This window comes from Granulicatella balaenopterae, from assembly GCF_900111135.1.
GTDB lineage: Bacteria > Bacillota > Bacilli > Lactobacillales > Aerococcaceae > Granulicatella > Granulicatella balaenopterae.
Genome location: NZ_FOGF01000007.1, coordinates 1 through 17,775 on the forward strand (window position 1 = coordinate 1; position 17,775 = coordinate 17,775).

At 31.4% G+C, this 17,775-nt stretch carries 19 protein-coding genes and 3 pseudogenes; 12 read left to right on the forward strand and 10 right to left on the reverse strand.

What is annotated here, in order from left to right:
* Nucleotides 1-227: pseudogene (locus BMX09_RS10170) on the reverse strand (hypothetical protein); the annotation flags it as partial.
* Between the two features lie 213 nt (nt 228-440).
* Here BMX09_RS10170 and BMX09_RS02510 point away from each other — a divergent pair.
* The 8 genes from BMX09_RS02510 to BMX09_RS02545 all read left to right on the forward strand — a co-directional run bounded on the left by BMX09_RS02510 (nt 441) and on the right by BMX09_RS02545 (nt 7,013).
* On the forward strand, nt 441-1,568 hold the full coding sequence (locus BMX09_RS02510; RefSeq protein WP_089746130.1) for a cysteine desulfurase family protein: 1,128 nt from the start codon (nt 441-443) through the stop codon (nt 1,566-1,568).
* Between the two features lie 18 nt (nt 1,569-1,586).
* Nucleotides 1,587-2,801 (forward strand): tRNA uracil 4-sulfurtransferase ThiI, encoded by a 1,215-nt coding sequence (gene thiI, locus BMX09_RS02515; protein ID WP_089746131.1) that lies wholly within the window; start codon nt 1,587-1,589, stop codon nt 2,799-2,801.
* Between the two features lie 23 nt (nt 2,802-2,824).
* Nucleotides 2,825-3,349 carry a signal peptidase I gene (lepB, locus tag BMX09_RS02520; protein WP_089746132.1) on the forward strand — a complete coding sequence of 175 codons (525 nt, stop codon included), beginning with the start codon at nt 2,825-2,827 and terminating at the stop codon, nt 3,347-3,349.
* Between the two features lie 117 nt (nt 3,350-3,466).
* Nucleotides 3,467-3,784 (forward strand): hypothetical protein, encoded by a 318-nt coding sequence (locus tag BMX09_RS02525; RefSeq protein ID WP_089746133.1) that lies wholly within the window; start codon nt 3,467-3,469, stop codon nt 3,782-3,784.
* Nucleotides 3,765-3,944: a hypothetical protein gene (locus BMX09_RS02530; RefSeq protein WP_089746134.1), complete on the forward strand. Its 180-nt coding sequence runs from the start codon at nt 3,765-3,767 to the stop codon at nt 3,942-3,944. Before BMX09_RS02525 ends, BMX09_RS02530 begins: the two co-directional genes overlap by 20 nt.
* Nucleotides 3,944-4,819: a CPBP family intramembrane glutamic endopeptidase gene (locus tag BMX09_RS02535; RefSeq protein WP_089746135.1), complete on the forward strand. Its 876-nt coding sequence runs from the start codon at nt 3,944-3,946 to the stop codon at nt 4,817-4,819. Before BMX09_RS02530 ends, BMX09_RS02535 begins: the two co-directional genes overlap by 1 nt.
* Nucleotides 4,820-4,945: 126 nt before the next feature.
* Entirely contained in the window at nt 4,946-5,542 is a 597-nt protein-coding gene (locus BMX09_RS02540) for a PH domain-containing protein (protein WP_089746136.1), read from the forward strand.
* Complete coding sequence (locus BMX09_RS02545) at nt 5,517-7,013, forward strand: PH domain-containing protein (protein ID WP_089746137.1); 1,497 nt, start codon at nt 5,517-5,519, stop codon at nt 7,011-7,013. The genes BMX09_RS02540 and BMX09_RS02545 overlap by 26 nt, the downstream gene beginning before the upstream one ends.
* Nucleotides 7,014-7,656: 643 nt before the next feature.
* On the opposite strand, the gene BMX09_RS02550 is transcribed toward BMX09_RS02545, so the two are convergent.
* The 3 genes from BMX09_RS02550 to BMX09_RS10035 form a co-directional block, all read right to left on the reverse strand.
* Nucleotides 7,657-8,751 (reverse strand): CHAP domain-containing protein, encoded by a 1,095-nt coding sequence (locus BMX09_RS02550; protein WP_177159505.1) that lies wholly within the window; start codon nt 8,749-8,751, stop codon nt 7,657-7,659.
* 350 nt (nt 8,752-9,101) lie between these two features.
* Nucleotides 9,102-9,893, reverse strand: coding sequence for an ADP-ribosylglycohydrolase family protein (locus BMX09_RS02555; protein ID WP_089746139.1), 792 nt, complete (start codon nt 9,891-9,893; stop codon nt 9,102-9,104).
* Nucleotides 9,894-10,153: 260 nt separating this feature from the next.
* Nucleotides 10,154-10,318, reverse strand: a complete 165-nt coding sequence (locus tag BMX09_RS10035; RefSeq protein ID WP_177159506.1) for a hypothetical protein — start codon at nt 10,316-10,318, stop codon at nt 10,154-10,156.
* 358 nt (nt 10,319-10,676) lie between these two features.
* Between BMX09_RS10035 and BMX09_RS02560 the strand changes: the two genes are divergently transcribed.
* The gene (locus BMX09_RS02560; protein WP_089746140.1) at nt 10,677-10,955 is read left to right on the forward strand and encodes a type II toxin-antitoxin system RelB/DinJ family antitoxin; all 279 of its coding nucleotides are present in this window, start codon (nt 10,677-10,679) and stop codon (nt 10,953-10,955) included.
* Between the two features lie 4 nt (nt 10,956-10,959).
* A pseudogene (locus BMX09_RS02565) lies at nt 10,960-11,201 on the forward strand (type II toxin-antitoxin system YafQ family toxin).
* Nucleotides 11,202-11,377: 176 nt separating this feature from the next.
* Here BMX09_RS02565 and BMX09_RS10435 read toward each other — a convergent pair.
* Both BMX09_RS10435 and BMX09_RS02570 read right to left on the reverse strand, forming a co-directional pair.
* A complete protein-coding gene (locus BMX09_RS10435) occupies nt 11,378-11,770 on the reverse strand; it encodes an MFS transporter (protein ID WP_407645245.1) in 393 nt (130 codons plus the stop codon).
* Nucleotides 11,756-12,472: pseudogene (locus BMX09_RS02570) on the reverse strand (MFS transporter); the annotation flags it as partial. The pseudogene BMX09_RS02570 and the gene BMX09_RS10435, both read right to left, overlap by 15 nt.
* 470 nt (nt 12,473-12,942) lie before the next feature.
* On the opposite strand from BMX09_RS02570, the gene BMX09_RS02575 reads away from it, so the two are divergent.
* On the forward strand, nt 12,943-13,578 hold the full coding sequence (locus BMX09_RS02575) for a hypothetical protein (protein WP_089746142.1): 636 nt from the start codon (nt 12,943-12,945) through the stop codon (nt 13,576-13,578).
* Nucleotides 13,579-13,910: 332 nt separating this feature from the next.
* Here BMX09_RS02575 and BMX09_RS02580 read toward each other — a convergent pair whose 3' ends face one another.
* The 4 genes from BMX09_RS02580 to BMX09_RS02595 form a co-directional block, all read right to left on the reverse strand.
* Nucleotides 13,911-14,573 carry a hypothetical protein gene (locus BMX09_RS02580; protein WP_143054366.1) on the reverse strand — a complete coding sequence of 221 codons (663 nt, stop codon included), beginning with the start codon at nt 14,571-14,573 and terminating at the stop codon, nt 13,911-13,913.
* The gene (locus BMX09_RS02585; protein WP_089746144.1) at nt 14,560-14,775 is read right to left on the reverse strand and encodes a helix-turn-helix transcriptional regulator; all 216 of its coding nucleotides are present in this window, start codon (nt 14,773-14,775) and stop codon (nt 14,560-14,562) included. The genes BMX09_RS02580 and BMX09_RS02585 overlap by 14 nt, the downstream gene beginning before the upstream one ends.
* A gap of 284 nt (nt 14,776-15,059) precedes the next feature.
* Nucleotides 15,060-15,530 (reverse strand): hypothetical protein, encoded by a 471-nt coding sequence (locus tag BMX09_RS02590; protein WP_089746145.1) that lies wholly within the window; start codon nt 15,528-15,530, stop codon nt 15,060-15,062.
* A gap of 5 nt (nt 15,531-15,535) precedes the next feature.
* Nucleotides 15,536-15,739, reverse strand: a complete 204-nt coding sequence (locus tag BMX09_RS02595; RefSeq protein WP_089746146.1) for a helix-turn-helix transcriptional regulator — start codon at nt 15,737-15,739, stop codon at nt 15,536-15,538.
* Nucleotides 15,740-16,103: 364 nt separating this feature from the next.
* On the opposite strand from BMX09_RS02595, the gene BMX09_RS10250 reads away from it, so the two are divergent.
* Complete coding sequence (locus tag BMX09_RS10250; RefSeq protein ID WP_245711114.1) at nt 16,104-17,336, forward strand: MFS transporter; 1,233 nt, start codon at nt 16,104-16,106, stop codon at nt 17,334-17,336.
* The last annotated feature ends 439 nt before the right edge of the window (nt 17,337-17,775 follow it).

The window sequence follows — 17,775 nt, forward strand, 5'->3', positions numbered from 1 at the left end:
ACTTTATTATACTTTACGCTACACTTTGTAAAACTATGCTTAGTAATACTGTAATTTTCATTAACACAACCACATTTTGGACAGCATTTTGGCTTGTAAGTTAAAACAGCATCAACTGTAGTATAAGTAATACCATTTGTTACTGTTTTGGATACTGAATTATTATCAAAAATGATATTTTTATCTGGAATATTTAATAAAGTTCGTATACAATTACTATTAGGCATCTGAAGCCCTCCTTTTTAAAATTTTGGTCGATTTTATTATAGGGCATCAGATGCTTTTTGTGTATAAAAAAATAAATGATGCCATTGAAGAATTTCTTCAACAACATCATTTATTGTAGAACCTAAAAAAATTAGTGGAAATTCGATAAAATGACTGTTTTATGATGCACTTTATGATAAGATGGAAGATGTTAAAAGAAGAGAGGTAGAAAGATGATTTATTTAGATAATGCAGCAACAACTAAAATCTTCCCAGAAGCACTACAAGCATATTGCCAAACTAGTGAAAATTATTGGGGAAATCCATCAAGTTTACATAATTTAGGGACAAAAGCGCATACCGTATTAGATAAAGCCCGTGAAATGATTGCCAAACAATTAGGTGTGGCAACTGATAGTATTTATTTCACATCAGGCGGTACAGAAAGTAATAACTGGGCAATCAAAGGAACAGCGATTGAAAAACGTCAATTCGGTAAACATATTATTACCACTAAAATCGAACACCCATCAGTCTTACAATCAATGCGTCAATTAGAAATGCTTGGCTATCAAGTAACGTATATTGCGCCAAATAAAGAAGGAGTTGTATCAGCTGAAGCTATTCAAAAAGCCATTCAAAAAGATACTATTTTGGTGTCAGTTATGGCTGTTAATAATGAGATTGGTGCTATTCAACCAATTCACGAAATCGGTGCAATCTTAGAAGAGTATCCTGCAATTCATTTTCATGTCGATGCAGTACAAGCTGTGGAATCAGTTCGTGAAGTCTTAACTTGCAAGCGCATTGATTTGTTATCATTATCAGCTCATAAATTCCATGGACCCCGTGGCGTAGGGATTTTATACAAAAAAATCGGTAAAATGATTAATCCATTATTAACTGGTGGTGGACAAGAAAAAAACTTACGCAGTACAACCGAGAATTTACCAGGTATTGTAGCAACTGCTAAAGCATTACGTTTAACATTAGAACAAACAAATAATATGATTAGTTTACGTGATGAATTATGGCAATATTTAGAGGAAGAAGATAATATCAAAATCTTCTCGCCAAAAGACGGTGCTGAACATGTATTATGTTTTGCCATGCATGGTGTCCGTGGCGAAGTATTAGTTCATGCTTTAGAAGAAGAGGGCTTTTATATCTCAACGACAAGTGCTTGCTCAAGTAAAAAAGGTGTGCATTCAGGAACTTTAATGGCGATGAATGTTCCAGACGACTTCGCTAAATGTGCTGTTCGCGTGAGTTTCTCAAAAGACAATACAAAAGAAGAAGTCCAAGCATTAATTAAAGCCTTAAAAGACTTAAAACATAAATTCGCATTTTTAAGAAAATAAATAATTAGGAGATTTTTAATGAAAGTTAGATTATTAGTACGTTACGGTGAATTATCAACTAAAGGCCGTAATAAAAAAGCATTTACGCAACAATTAGCAAAAAATATAAAAAAAGCAATCCGCCAATATCCAGAAGTAAAAGTTCACCCAGAATACGACTTCATGTACTTAGATTTAAATGGTGCACCTGAAGAAGAAATTATGAAGTTATTAAAACCAATTTTCGGGATTCAAAGCTTCTCACCAGTCTATATTGTTGAGAAAGATATGGAGCAAGTCAAAGCAGTTGTCTTAGACCTATTAAAAGACTTAAACCCAACAGAGAAAAACTTCAAAATCACGACAAAACGTTCGGACCATAGCTTCGAATACGACACAACAGATATTAACTTATTCTTAGGTGATGCGGTCTTAGATGCTTTCCCAGGAATTACGGTTAAATTAAAACAACCAGATATCAATGTTCGTGTAGATGTGCGTCGTGAGCACATTATGGTAAGTTTACAAACCATTCAAGGTGCTGGTGGCTTACCAGTTGGGACTTCAGGACGTGTCAATATGATGCTTTCGGGTGGGATTGATTCACCAGTAGCAACTTATTTAGCCTTAAAACGTGGAATGGAAGTGCAATTAGTTCACTTTGCTAGTCCGCCATATACAAGTCCAGATGCCTTAACAAAAACAAAACGCCTAGCAGCCAAATTAGCAGTCTATGGTGGTTCAATGCAATTCTTTACCGTTCCATTTACTGAAATTCAAGAACAAATCAAAAAAAGTGTGCCTGAAAACTACTTAATGACGGTAATGCGTCGTATGATGATGCGTTTAACTGACGAATTACGTAAACAACAAGGTGGCTTAGCCATTGCAACAGGTGAATCAGTTGGACAAGTAGCTTCACAAACCTTAGAAAGTATGATCGCCATTAATGACGTAACAAATACACCAGTTATCCGTCCAGTAGCAACAATGGACAAATTAGATATCATTGCCGTAGCCAAAGAAATTGATACATTTGATATCTCAATCGAACCATTTGAAGATTGCTGTACAGTATTTGCACCACCAAGTCCAAAAACAAGACCAAAATTAGAAAAAGCGCGTGAATATGAAGCTCGTTTAGATGTAGAGGGCTTAATCGAACATTGTCTAGCAGGTATTACTGTTGAAGAAATCACTGCAAGTAGTAATTTTGATCAAGTTAAAGATGACGATATGGAAGATTTATTCTAATTAATAAATAAGGGGATTTTTGTATGGAGAAAATTTGGGAAGCATTAAAATACTTTTTTAAAGAATATAAAGCCTTTTTAATAATGTTATTGGTCATTTTTGGGATTAAATTCTGGATTGCCGATATTTACCAAATTTCAGGCGAATCTATGATGCCTACTTTAGAAAATAAAGAACGTGTTCTAGCAACAAAATTCACATCAATTGACCAATTTGATATTGTGATATTGAACTCACATAATAAAGGTTCAAACAATAAAGAACGTCTATATATTAAGCGTGTAATTGGGATGCCTGGTGATATTATTAGCGCCGAAAATCATCACGTCTTGATTAATGGCGAACCTTTAGAAGAGCAGTACTTAGGTGAGGGGTCTTATACAAAAGATTTCGGCCCGATTACTGTTCCAGAGGGTGAATATTTTGTCATGGGTGATAATCGTTTGAATTCTACTGATAGCCGTATTATTGGTTGCATTAAAGCAGAAGATATCTTAGCAGAAACACAATATGTCCTATATCCATTTAGTAAATGGCGTAGTTTATAAAATCGAAATCATAGTCGTATTAAGAAAGATGCGATTATGATTTTTTGTATTTTTTGCTAAAATATCTCAGTTTTAGTGTATAATAAAGTAAAGCTAATCTATAAGGAGATGAGATAAATGAACGTTAATAAGGATAATTATATTGATACTTTACGAACTATTTCCCAAACTATTAAAGTTGTAGATGCCATTATTTTATCATTAGAAAAAGCAAGTAGTTTAGCAAATCTAGATTTATTTTCAGGCGATAGTATTCTTTTTGGGTGGTTAAAATACAAGCGCATTGCCGAGGCGGAGGCAAGAATTTCTGTTTTGCGGAAATATCTGAGAATTTTGCAAGAAGAATTGAATGAGATGCCAACAACTAATTTACAATATACAGAAATCAATCGACGTGATCGGTTGTGGGATACTTATGGAAATCAATCGACGTGATCGGTTGTGGGATACTTATGGAGATGTCTTATTTTTTGATTTCAAAACTAGAAAAACCATTAAAACGAATTTGGAACATATGCGTAATTTGAAGATGGAATTAGTCAGTTTGCGCAATACCATTAACATGACGATTCATCATATTGAGGGGGAAGAATAATGGAAAAAGCATTCTATGAGATTAAAAAGGAATACCAAGAACGTGGGCCATATAATATTTTTGTAGCAAGTATTATCTTATTTTTGATATTTTTTCTTGGAAATATTCCAACAGCATTTATTACCATTCAAAATGAAGGTGAATTAACTTTACCAATGACATTATATTCATTTGGTTTTGTAGCTATAGCAATGATGCTGTGGACACAATTTGTTGATGAGAGTCCCTTACAAGGCTTGGGCTTAATCTTTAAAGGTACCAATCCTATACTTGAATTCTTAAAAGGTGTCTTATCGGGGGTAATCATCTTATTTACAACTTGTCTTATGATGTATTTAGTAGGAGATTTAAGCTTTACAGGCGTTACCTTTAGTTCGGCTTTACTGCAATCATTCATTATTATAATGTTTGGCTGGATTATTCAAAGTAGTACTGAAGAATTAGTCTTTCGTGGATGGTTTTTTGGTAATTTATTAGGTCGTTATTCAAAAATGGTGGCAATCATTGCAAATTCATTATTATTTATGGTAATGCATCTAGCTAATGATGGTATTTCAGTGATTCCTGTTAGTAATTTATTCCTTTTCGGTGTGGTGATGAGTATCTATATGCTAAAAACAAATCATTTATGGAGCGTTTGTGGGATGCATGCTTGTTGGAATTGCCTACAAGGGAGTGTCTTTTCTTTCCAAGTTAGTGGTCTTACAACAAGCGAATCCTTTATCCAAGTCCAAACACAGGGCGCAACTTGGGCAACAGGTGGAGCGTTTGGATTAGAAGGCAGCATCTTTTGTACGATTAGCTTAATTCTATTTTTAGCTTACTTAATGATTGGTCACTTAACTAAACAACTATATCTAAAAAATCATTTATAATATAAAAGCCCTTATACTGTGAAACACGTGGTATAAGGGCTTTTTTGTGTGATATGGACTTAATTTGTATAGTATTTGATAATAGTTTAGGTTATACTAATTTTATCATATTAAAGGAGTGAAACGATGGATTATATTAATTTAAGTAAGAATGCTCGTAAAAGTTTAGCAATTAAAGAAGCAATTTGGGCAATTATTGCAGGAATTATTGTTTCGGTTATTAGTTTAGTTATTAATGCCTTTACAATTCCTGAAACTGTCCGCAATGTTGTAGCCATTATCAAATATTTAGTCTTTGCTTATATTATTTTTGAATGGGTTTTAGACTTTACAGTTGGCTTTAAACATAAAAAATATCGTATCACTAGTGAAAGTGTCGAGTATTTAACAGGAGTTATTTTTGTATCACGCACGATTATTCCAATTCGTCGCATTCAGCAAGTTGAGTTATCAGAAGGTTTCGTTAATCGCCACTTTAAACTAGCTAATGTCAATCTTATTACAGCTGGCGGTGAATTAGAGATTGAATATTTAGATCAAGAAGTAGCGGAACAATTAGTAGTGGATCTAAAAGAAGTTATTAATCAATTTGCAAAAGAAGATGCTATAGCTGCCAAACAACAAGCATTTTGTAGACTTGATGGAGAAGAAGTTGCATATACTTGTAATCCAGCAAGTAGTCTAAAAGAAGTTGGTGATGAAAATGACACAACAAACCACTAAACAAGTCTTTCATAACAGTAAATTAATCATTATCAACGGGCTAGTACAGCCTCTAATCCTTTTATTAGTCTTCTTTGGACAAAATATTGATAATGCGCTTAATTTATTAGCTGAAATTCACACAATTGATTCTGGTCAGTTAATTTATGTCTTTTCAACAATTGGTTTTATGCTTTTAGTGATGATTCTAAGTGCCATTCGTAGCTGGTTTGTTTGGAAGAATACCTTTATTAGTTTAGATAAAAACGAGATTTATTACCAAAAACGTACCATTCTCATTAAAAAATCAAAACAAGCCAATCTAGAAAATATCACCAATGTAACACTAGATAGCACGTTATTCAATCGTCTATTAGGCTTAAAAAAGGTCAGTATCGATATTAATACCACTTCAACAGCTGAAGAAGATGACTTTAGTATTGTTTTAGGCAAGCAGGAAGCGATAAACTTCCAAGCAATGATTAATAGTTTACGTAAGCAAGAACATCACGAACTCGTACGAAAAACGTTATCAGCAGACGATTTCAATACCGTAACAACCGAACCAACACCACTCATACGTGAACCAGAAGAGTATCTAGCCAAAAAGCAATTTTCATTAAAAGATGCTACTAAACACATCTTTTTAGATTCCTTAGTGTCAATGATGAATTTTATCATTTTTGCAATTATTGTTTTGCTGGTGTTTATCCAATATAAAGGTGATAGCTTTGAAGTAAAGGATTTAGCGGTGGTTATTTTTCCAGTTTTATATATTATTTATGATATTTTGAAAGTGTATAATAAGGCTTTTAACTTTACGATTCGTCGCTCTAAGAAGAATATCTATCTTTCATACGGCTTAACGCATAAGACTGAATATATGATTCCTGTTAAGAATATTGTCTCACTTAGCGTTCGCCAAACAATTTTATCAGCATGTTTAGGTTATCAATATCTAAAAGTAGAAACTATAGGAATAACCGATAATACAAGTAATATTTCTTTATTCATGAAGAAGGATCAAATTCCGGCATTCGCAGAGGGGTTCATACCAGAATTCCCAGTTTATCAAAGTGCAACTCGCCGTCCAATTAGCGTGATTAAGTACTTCTTCATGAAAATCTTATGCTTCTGGCTACCAATTGGCTTAATTGTTGACTATACCGTGCCGATGGTAAATTATGCAACTTATATTGCGCTAGCCTTAACGGTAGCTACAACTATCGTTAATTATCTAGCTCACGGTTATCAAATCGTGGAAGAAGGGGTAGTAATTCGCAGTAGATTAGCAGCAAATTATGAATTAATCCCATTTAAAAATATTGAACAAATTAAAATCAAGACCAATCTATATTACCAAAAAGTTAATGCCGAAGAAATCAAACTCTTAATCCGTGATTCAAACGGTAAACGTGAAACAGATGCAATTATTTATCAAAAAGGGGCATTCGATGAGGTAATAGATTATGTTAACAATGGATTAAAATAGTTAAATTAGAAGCTTATTAGTAAAAATAGGCTTCTTTTTTAGTGATTTTACAGCGAAAACCTCCTTATTTAAAGAAATCTGTCAAAAAAAGCGTGCTGAGAGAGCCGTTATAAGCCTTGTAGAACGTATTTTGACTATAGTAATATATGTAAATGAATTTTAGCTAAAAATAGCTTAAAATCACGATAAAATGTGTTAAACAATGAATTAAACAACAAATACAGCTAGTAATAATCATAAAATAATCCCAATAAGCAGCAAAAACTGAATCAAATCAATAATCGATAAATTCTAACTAAACAATTAAAACTGAATTAAATGCTTCAGCAATCAATACAACTAACAACAAGTTGCAGCAAGCAATCCAATTAACTTAATAAACAATCTATAAAAGAATTACAAGTAATCATAACTAATAACAAACATAACAACAGCAATCGACATGAAAAACTAAAATAATGAACTATCAATAAGCTATATTAGGAGACTGGTAAATTTCTCGATATATTACTTCTTATAATGTATATTATGTAAACTAAATTATAAAACAAAAAAGACTGCTATTAATAATACACCTAAATCAGCTATTTTAACGCAAATAAAAAACGCAGACATTCATCTACGTTTTAAGCTTCAATACTTATTACATAATTTTTCTAACAATACTTTTTACATCTTGTTGAATAAAATCACGTGTATATTTATAACAGATTTGACCACGACCAGCATTTTGTTCGTATGTTAGTAATTGACCATTTGATTTACCACGAATGATTCCGGTGTGACCATAATATCCTGGTGCCAAACGTGTATTAGCTTTCCATTGAATAATATCACCAGCTTTAATCTGATCGTATGTAGGATTATTAATTACTTCAAATCCATAGCTTGCCCAATCATAATCGCTGCCAATGGTTTCGGCACGCATATGTCCAGATCCCATTAATTTAGGTCCATGCAATGAATCCACGTAAAAAGCTGTTAAACCATAACATTGGCCATTATAGACTGTTTGGTTGACTTTATTTTCTAATACGCTTAAATCAGGCATAATTGTGCCATCATCAGCTAACTGATAACCATCGATTGTGGTATTTCTAGCAATTAAACCATCAGAACCTATATAATACCATTCATTTGTATTCGGATCTTGAATCCATTGATTAAGTGCTAAAGCGCCAGTTGATGTTAGATAATAATCACCCATCCATTGATTGGCTTCATATGTGCCTTTTTCATTAATGTAATACCAATGACCATCTTGCTTAACCCATTGATTGCTAGCTAAACGACCATCTTCTTTAATATAGTACCAAGTGTTATCCATTTCTATCCATTGATTACTAGCCAAACGTCCATCCGTATTTAAATAATAATCAGCAATCCATTCGTCATGTGCAAATTTGCCATCTGATTTTAGATAATACCAATTGCCATGATCTTCAATCCATTGATTAAGCGCTAGTTTTCCATCTTGTTTTAAATAATAGTCACCAACCCATTTTGCTGTAGCATATTGACCATTATCAGCTATATTAGGTTGTTCAATTGTATCGATGGTTTCGATTTTTTCTAATAAGTGATAAGTAGCAAATTCTCCATTTGTTGGTGCACTCTCAGCGAATGTCTCTGTGGTATGTATAATGCCTGCACCTGAAATAACAGTGCACAACCCTATTGTAATAAATCTTTTTAAATTCGTCCTCTTATATTTTATATCTTTGTTAACTTTTTTCATTCTTTTCCTCCTGTTACATTCTGAAAACATAAAATTTTGTTTTCATGCCTTAACAATGGAGTAAGTATACAGAGTCTATGTTAAACTGACAAGTAAAAAGATATTTTCTACTGTAAAATTAGTACGAATTTAATCGTATTACATTATTATGTTATGATATGTCTATTTTATTTTTATATTTATGCGTTTTTAGATGTGATTTATCGTATAAATTCTATATATTACGTTTTTGTTGCGTATTAGTTAAAAAAGTGTCGATTTGAATTTTTTTGTAACAATTTGTATTTCAAGGACAAAAACTACCCGACTTGGTGCGCATTATAAAGAGGCGTATCGGGTAGTTGTTATAATTACCTGTTTTGATATGTTGCTTCGAAGGCATTGAGAATTTCTAGTTGACTGTCATCTAAAAACTCTTTGGCACGCTCACCTAAATCTTTCGGCACACCATAATACGCTTGGGCAAACCCACCAGCAATCGCAGCTAAAGTATCGCTATCGCCACCTAAAGATACGGCATTGCGAATCGCATCACAAAAGTCTACTGACTCAAAGACACACATCAAAGCTTGTGGAACGGTTTCTTGGCAAATCTCTGAAAAATGATAATCCTCCCGTATGGCATCAATTGTGAAATCCATCCGATAATAGTTCTCGTGAATATAAGCTTGAATCTCATTAAGTGACTTGCCAGACTTGGCTAAGTAAATCGCTGCAACTGTCGCCTTAGCTCCAATAAGTCCTTCAGGGTGATTATGTGTTATAATCGTGACTTTTTCAGCTAAATCAAGTGCCTCTTCTAAACTATCAGCCGCCAATGCACATGGTGAAACTCTCATAGCTGATCCATTACCAAAACTATTATAAGGAATTGGGTTTGTGTCTTTAAGCCATTGTTTGAAATAATCACCATAGCCACAATCAGGATATTTTCTACCCAAATATTGCATCCATTCGATAGCTTTTTGCGACAAATCATCTTGTGTATCATTCATTGTCAAAATTGCCTGTGCCACCGCTAAAGTCATAATCGTATCATCCGTCACAAAACACTTATCCGCCATTAATTCAAAATTCTTCGTCTTAATCGGATCAAACTCATAGATTGAACCCGCAATATCACCAATAATTGCCCCTAACATTGCCTCACATCCTTTCATATTTTCACTTTAATCATACAACGACAACATCCAAAAATCAAAAATCCTCCTGGAAACTAGCAATATTACGCCAGCCTTCAAGAGGATTGATATCTTTAAATCATCAAATATAAACTATGTAAGATAATACCAACAACTACACCATCCAAGCCAATACCGATCTTCTTACCATTACTTAATTCTTCCTGTTTCATCATTAGCCCTCCTTTTTAATAGTTTTTTAATGGTTATTACCCCCATTATTATTGTTTACGATAGCTCGCCAAATACGTAAGAAGATAGCCACCTAAGCCCACAAGATAGATAGTCGATGAATCCAACAAGCCAAAATAACTACTAATTGAATCAACCGCAAATAACATCATCAACACAATACATAAAGCAACCATAAATTCTTGTTTATCCATCTTAATTCCCCTTACAGATCACTAGCAAGCACTTCATTCCGTCTTAATTCTTTTGCTACGACCAATTTTGTTACTTATATTCTACCATATTTTTACATACTTCTGACCTAGTGTACCTGAAATGGGTAAAAATGTACCAGAAAAAATTGGCATTTATAGGAGGCAAAAATATAGGTAACCTAGATAGCCCTACTTTATTTATTATCATCAACTCATTATATGAAGCCAGTAATTTAATGACGGAATACTATTGCCATCCTCTAGCACATACGAGTTGCTGATTAGTAGAATAGCGCAGAGTTTTGTGTTGTGAATGTGAATCTTTGGCTATACAATATAGAAAAAGGAGGTAAATATTATGGCCAAAACAGCAAACATTAATTTACGCATTGAACCTGAAAGAAAAGAAGCTGCAGAAAAGTTATTTAATAGCTTCGGACTTTCTGTTACAGATGCAATCGACATTTTCATTAACACTTCTTTGATGGAAGGTGGATTTCCTTTTCAAATACAACAACTACACTATAACCGCGATACTGAATTAGCTTTAAAAGAAGCACGTGACATTATAGCAGGTAAACGAGAAAGTAAGTCCTATTCTTCCTTTGCAGAAGCATTAGAAGATTCGGAGGTCTAGGCAATTGCTTAAGTTAATCCTTACCAATCAATTTAAAAAAGATATAAAAAGAATCAAAAAACGAGGATATAAATTATCAAAGGCGAACCCTTAGAACCTGCCAAAAGAGACCATGCTCTAATTGGAAATTATTATGGATTTAGGGAATGCCACATCGAACCAGATTGGCTTTTAATTTATGCCGTTGATGGTGATAAACTTATACTTACTGCAGCAAGAACTGGTAGTCACTCTGATTTATTTTGAACCAAAAAATAATTATATTATGTTCCCCCTAAAGTTAGACTGACAACTCTAGCTTTGAGGGGGCTTTTTTGTTTTCAAGCACAATTAGATCTGCTAGTTGGTATGATTTTAGGCAGCTTCTTTAGAAAAAACTCGATTCTTCAAAATGCCATCAACATTACTTTTTTGCAGAAACCTTATACTTGATTTTTCTTAATAATCCTTTTCATAAAATAAATTAATAAAATCACAGCAAAAACAAAATAAACATAATGCACATTTTTAAAATCTATTATGATACCATTAATCGGATCAGCAATAATAAATGATATCGAAATTAATAGATTTTTATACGAAATGATGCTTGCTCTATCTTCACTGTCTATCAATTTATTAAATTCAACATTAATCGATGGCCATATACCAGATGTGAAAAATCTAGCAACGATTAAGATTGCGATCGCCCCAACACTGTAAATTTGCGATAACGAAAACATAATGATTGAAAACAGTAATATTATCTTCGTTACACCAAGTTTTTTAGTATAAATATAATACCTAGACCCAATCGCCGATACTATATTGAAAATAAAAAATAGTAAGCCTAAATACTTAATATTGAAATTGATTTCGACTAAATATTGTTGTGATAATTGATTGAGAGTTGAAACAGTCAAGGTCAAAATCAAAAATAAAATGACGATATTAAATAATTCTGTTTGCTTTAATATCGTAAAATGTTTTAAAAATTTACTTTTAATAGATATGCTTTCTAACTCATTCTTTACTAAATGTTCTTCAAATAAGAAAATGGCAATCATCGCTATTACTTGAAAAACTAAACTTATTACTACCACTAAAGCTGGATTATAGCCAAATAAACTTCCCCCAATCAAAGTTGAGGCTGAAAATACTATAAATTTCTTACTACTGATGGATGCAAAATATTCTTCAAATAAGTCTTCTTTTTTATTTTGCTGAAAGTGATCATAAATCATCGCCATATCTGAACCTGAGATAAATGCTTCAGCTACTCCACCCAATAAAGCTGCCACAATAAACCAAAAATACTGTTTACAAACCAAAATTAACAACAAATCTATGATGGAACATAGCATACCAATTAATATCATATTTTTCCGACTATACATATCAGCTAACACACCAGAAGGAACTTCTAATAAAATTACAACCAGCGAGGATATAGCTTGTAATGACATAATTTGCTTAAAGTTAAACCCTTTAGTCGCATAAAATAATATATTAACTACAAAAATCGGTAGTGAAGAGCTTAGTAAAAAAAGATTTGATACAAATTTTCATTAGATTTTATCTTATGTACTTTTTGCATATTACATCCCCTCCCCAATAAAATACCAATTCATTTTATATTTTCCTGTATGTATTTCGCTGAAAATATTCTTTAATTACTAACTATTCCAAAATTTTATCTTTTTATTTATAGTATATTTTGTGAACGCTTACTTGTCAATTCAAGGGAAGAATCAAGACAGCTTGATAAAGAGTGTTAGTGTCAATTTAATTTCACCATTTCTGTCAATGTAAATTATCGAGCTATTTCAAACCATCATCCCCTCCCGCCAACAAAACCTCTCCAAAGTTGACGTTAGGTAGTTTATCTCCTTACACGATATTAGGCTTTTCATCTATATAATTTGCATACATATACTACAAAAATATGATATAATACAGAAAAATAACACTTTCAAGTTTCTTTTGAAAGTGTTAAAGGAGCTGCTCTATGAATATTTTCAAAAAATACCTACAAATATATAAAGAAAATAGTTACTCTATATTAAGCATCAAGAACATTGCAATAGTAATAGTAGTTTCTTTGTTATTTTATCTTAATGGGAAATCCAATGATACAAATATATTAAACATTATCGTTGTAACACTATTTTCAATTCTTGCAATTATGTTTTCAGGCGATTGTATACAAAATGAGCTTTTTGAAAAAGTTAATAATGATCTATTTAAACAAGAGCCCCTAGCAAAAAAATTACTAGCTAGTAATATGACTTTTCTTACTAATATTATTTTGTATATTATCAGCTTAACAACCGTAAATGTCTATTTTTCTGGTTTTCCCCTAGCATTAGCACAACTAATTAAGTTATTATTTGTAATTCTTTTAAGCATAGCGATCGGAAACCTATTATTAATCACCAATAAGAAAATTATTATGTTTAATATTGCTAACAATACGGGCTTGCTGAAATATAAAGCCATAAACCAACTCGCTAAACAAGCAATTATATCCATTGTATTAGGCTTAATACTAATTTATTGTGTTTATGATGTGAATATCATTTACTTAATCGGCATTTCTACTTTTGCATATATTGGTTCACTATTATTAAATAAACAATATTGAATCCCCAAAACAATAGGCACTTTTACTAGGTAGAATTCTTGATAAGTCTCTCGATGTTTGCTATAATAAATATGCATAAAAGTGATGATGTCTTTTTCAAGACTATGCAAAATGAAAAGAACCAACGACGGCAATCGTTGGTTCTTTTTTAACTAAACTATTTTCATGTTTTTTGAAAAAGAACCTGATTGTTCAAAATGCCATCAACTTTACCGATGAATCGCATAGAAATCTTACCAATTGAATGCAGATCCAATTGCACTAATATAAAGGCTTTGTTTATCCACGATTGATGCAAATCCTGACGCTTTTCTTTCAAGACAGTGTTAAAATTATATACTATTTTTATTTTTAAGTGTATCAACTACCAGACCTAAAACAGAAAAATATATAGCATTAATAGCAACAACAAGTTGAACAATATTATTTTGAATAATGCCATCTTTATAGTAAAATTCTAATCCATTATCATTGATAGACAAATAAATAATATAACAAAATACAAGTCCAGCTATTAATGATATTAGATTTAAACGTAAATTTGACTTTTCCTTATTATAGCCTGCATAAGCACCTTTAAGTTTTAACATAGTAGAAAAATATAATAGCGGGATAAATAAAATTATGATGCCTTCAGCTATTGGTTCTGCAAAAGTATACGCAGACGATTTCAAACTAGTCAAAATAACAAGTGTAGTCATTATCATTAGACTATTAAAAGCATATTTATTTCTAATAGCAACTTGATATTCATCAAATTTTGGATATTCTCCCATGTTTTTATCTGTTGAAATGCTAGTAAGCAAAATATATACAATAAAACCTATAATAAACAAGGTAATTATTGGGATTATACTGTATATAAAAACTTGGTGGTAAGTCAAATTCACCAAAGGAGCTATCTCAGACTTTAATCTCATTACAGAACTTAATTTTATTACAACTATAGCAATAAATAACATACATACCATAAATATTTTTTTAGTTTTTTTCATCATCTTCTTCCTCCCAAAATAAATCGTTTAAGGTGACGTTTAATGCTTTACAAATTTTTATGCACAACTTTATCGTTGGATTATAGTCACCTTTTTCAATCGCATTTATTGTTTGCCGAGAAACATCTATTTTTTCTGCTAATTCTTTTTGTGTCATATCAATTCTAGCTCTAGCAGCTTTTAAACGTAAATTCTTCCCCATTTAAACGTCTCCTTTCTTTGACTTGATTGTAACATGTTTTTTTCTTAATGTAAAATATATCTGACTTATAGGGTGTTAACTTTTACTTCATTGATATTTTCATGATAAATAAACGTTCTTATCAAGCTCTGAAATCCAGATATTTTTATTCTGAAATACAAAAAAACACTTTTCTTCTTAATTTTAATACTGAATTATAAAGATCCTGAAAGATTTTGTTGAATAATTCAATAAAAAACAGCAAGGAGATTTTTGAGGTCTCTTTGCTGTTTGAATTTCTAATATTATAATTTATTCATGTAATAAGCTCTTAAAGTTAAACTTTGGATACTTAATAGCATTGCGATGATTAGACAAGTTATATAAATATAGATGCTGATATTTTGCATATAATAGCCTATGTATAAAATGACAAATGAATTAATTAGATTTGGCATCATGCCACTTTTCGTCATAATGTATGCATATCTTTCATCTGCATAAGTAATATAATATTCTTTCAGTTTTTTTTCGTCATTTTTATATAAAAGATATTTCAATGATCCTATAGCTACAATCAAGACGCTGATAAGACCGGCATTGTATCCTAAAAATCCTGCATCTAGCATTACTTTTAGGCTTTCGTTAATAGTACTTGCTGGCACTTGTTGATTTGTAATTACTAATTTTGATATAACTAGCATTACTATTGCTACTATGATGATTATTTCATATTTTTTAATTTTGTTTTTGATTTCTGTTTTGATTTTTTCCATATGAATCACTCCTCCTCTGATGTAAAATCAAATACTTCTTCTATGCTTAAATTAAATACACGAGCTATTTTATAAGCTAGAGGTAATGAGGCAATATATTTCCCATTTTCGATAGATATAATAGTTTGCCTAGTTGTATCCACTAATCCCGCTAAATCAGCTTGTGTTAATTTATTCGCTTTCCTCAAATCTTTAATTTTATTTTTCATTTTGCTCACCTTTTTATCCCTATTCCTACTACAACTACAACTACATAAAAATACGAAATCGAAATATTATAAAATTTTGTTCAAAAAGTATAGTTAACTTTACTTTATTATAGTATAACATTGAAATCGTTTTTTGTAAAGTCTACTTAACATTTTATTATTAATAAACATATCAATTCGTTTTTTATAACTATCATCCTCTACTACTAACAAAACCTCTCCAAAGTTTACGTTAGACAAACTATCTGCACATCAGAGATTCAACTTTCCCATCTATATAATTAGTATGCTATATTACAAAAACATGATATAATACAAAAAATACTTTTAACGTAATTTTAAAATCATGCAAAGGAGCTGCTCTATGAACATTCTAAAAAAGTATCCTAAAAACTTTAAATATTTAATTTTAGGGAAATCGACCTTGAATATTGCCGATAGTTTTTATGCGATTGCCATTACGATTGGTTTGGTTTCGGTTTACAATGTTGATGCTAGTAATTTAACCTTATTTGCATTAACCACTATGATTCCACGTGTATTCGCCTTTTTGTATACACCTTTATTACTGAAATTATCTGATACAAAAAAATGGTTATTGGTCTGTCAGATAATTCATCTCTGTATGGTTGGTTCGATTTTAGTTGCTTTTTCGCAAGCCATTCCTTTGATGTATATTTACGTGATGAATTTGATTTTTAATTTAGTAAACTGTATTCTAATGTCGATTCAGATTAGATTAGTTCCAGAATCGTTAAATGATGATCCAGACTTAATTAATAAATCCGTGGATATTCAATATATGACCAGCAATACCTTGGATATCATTAGTAATTTTGTCGCTTCTATCTTACTTGGTGTTGTATCATTCTTCGTTGTAATGGAAATGAGTATTCCCTTCTTCATTGCTGGTGCGTACTTTATTTATCAGTTGAAATTAAAACGTACACTTGGCGAGCAACAAGACGAAGCAGCAACCATTGAAGCTGAAGAAGAAACTAATCATAAAAAATTATCCGTCTATCTAACGCATTTGAATTTATTTTTCAAACAAAAAACGACTGCCAAAATTATTATTATTGAAGCTTTTCTAAGCGGTGCGACTGATTTATTATTAACATTAATGCCCTTATATTTATTAGATATCTCAATTGATGTAAAATGGTTAGGATTAGCGGTAGCTGTTAGAAGAACGGCTGATATTTTAGGGTCATTTATCGCACCGATTATCAAAATTCAACCTAAATTATTTTTCTGTTTTGATTATGTGATTTCTGGAAGTTGTTTCCTGGCTGTATTTTTAGTCGAAAATATCTATTTGAAATTAATTTTCTTCTTTATTACTTTTATTGTAGTGGGAATTTCAGGAAATTTCTTTGAAAAAATGATGTATGCTGATTATGATTCAGAAGAGTTATCCATTGTTTATACGATCATCACTAGTCTATTTTCAATCTTTGGTGTAGTCTTTATGTTTATCCCATTTATCTACAGTAATATCACTGTTCTAGGGATTAGCTTGAACATTATGACGATTGTATTCGGTGTTTATCTATTTATAAAAATGAAAGCTAGTAACTATCAACTAAAACAATAAGCACTTTTACTTAGATTTACCTATCCCATGAAAAACGAAAGGATGATAAATATGAAATTTTTAATTTTAAGTATACTTCTGATTGGAGCAGTTGTTATGATATCTGTTATAAAAAATAAAGATACTATAACTAAATCATCTTTTTGGCTGATTACAACTGTCTTAACGATTATTGAAATATTACTATTTGTAGCGCTACTATTCACCCTACATTTAGGATATAATTCGTAAATTGTTTTAAAGGAGGCTTCATTATAAAACCAAATCAATATCAATTAGCACATTTTTTGACTTCTTTAGTATTTAGTCCACTTATTTATAAAGGTGTCAACGCATCAATAGCTTATACACTCTTAATGATCGTATTAATAAATATTCCAAGCGTCTATTTATTAAAGGTTAAGAATAAGACTCATGCTGCTTTTCAAGTACTTTGGGA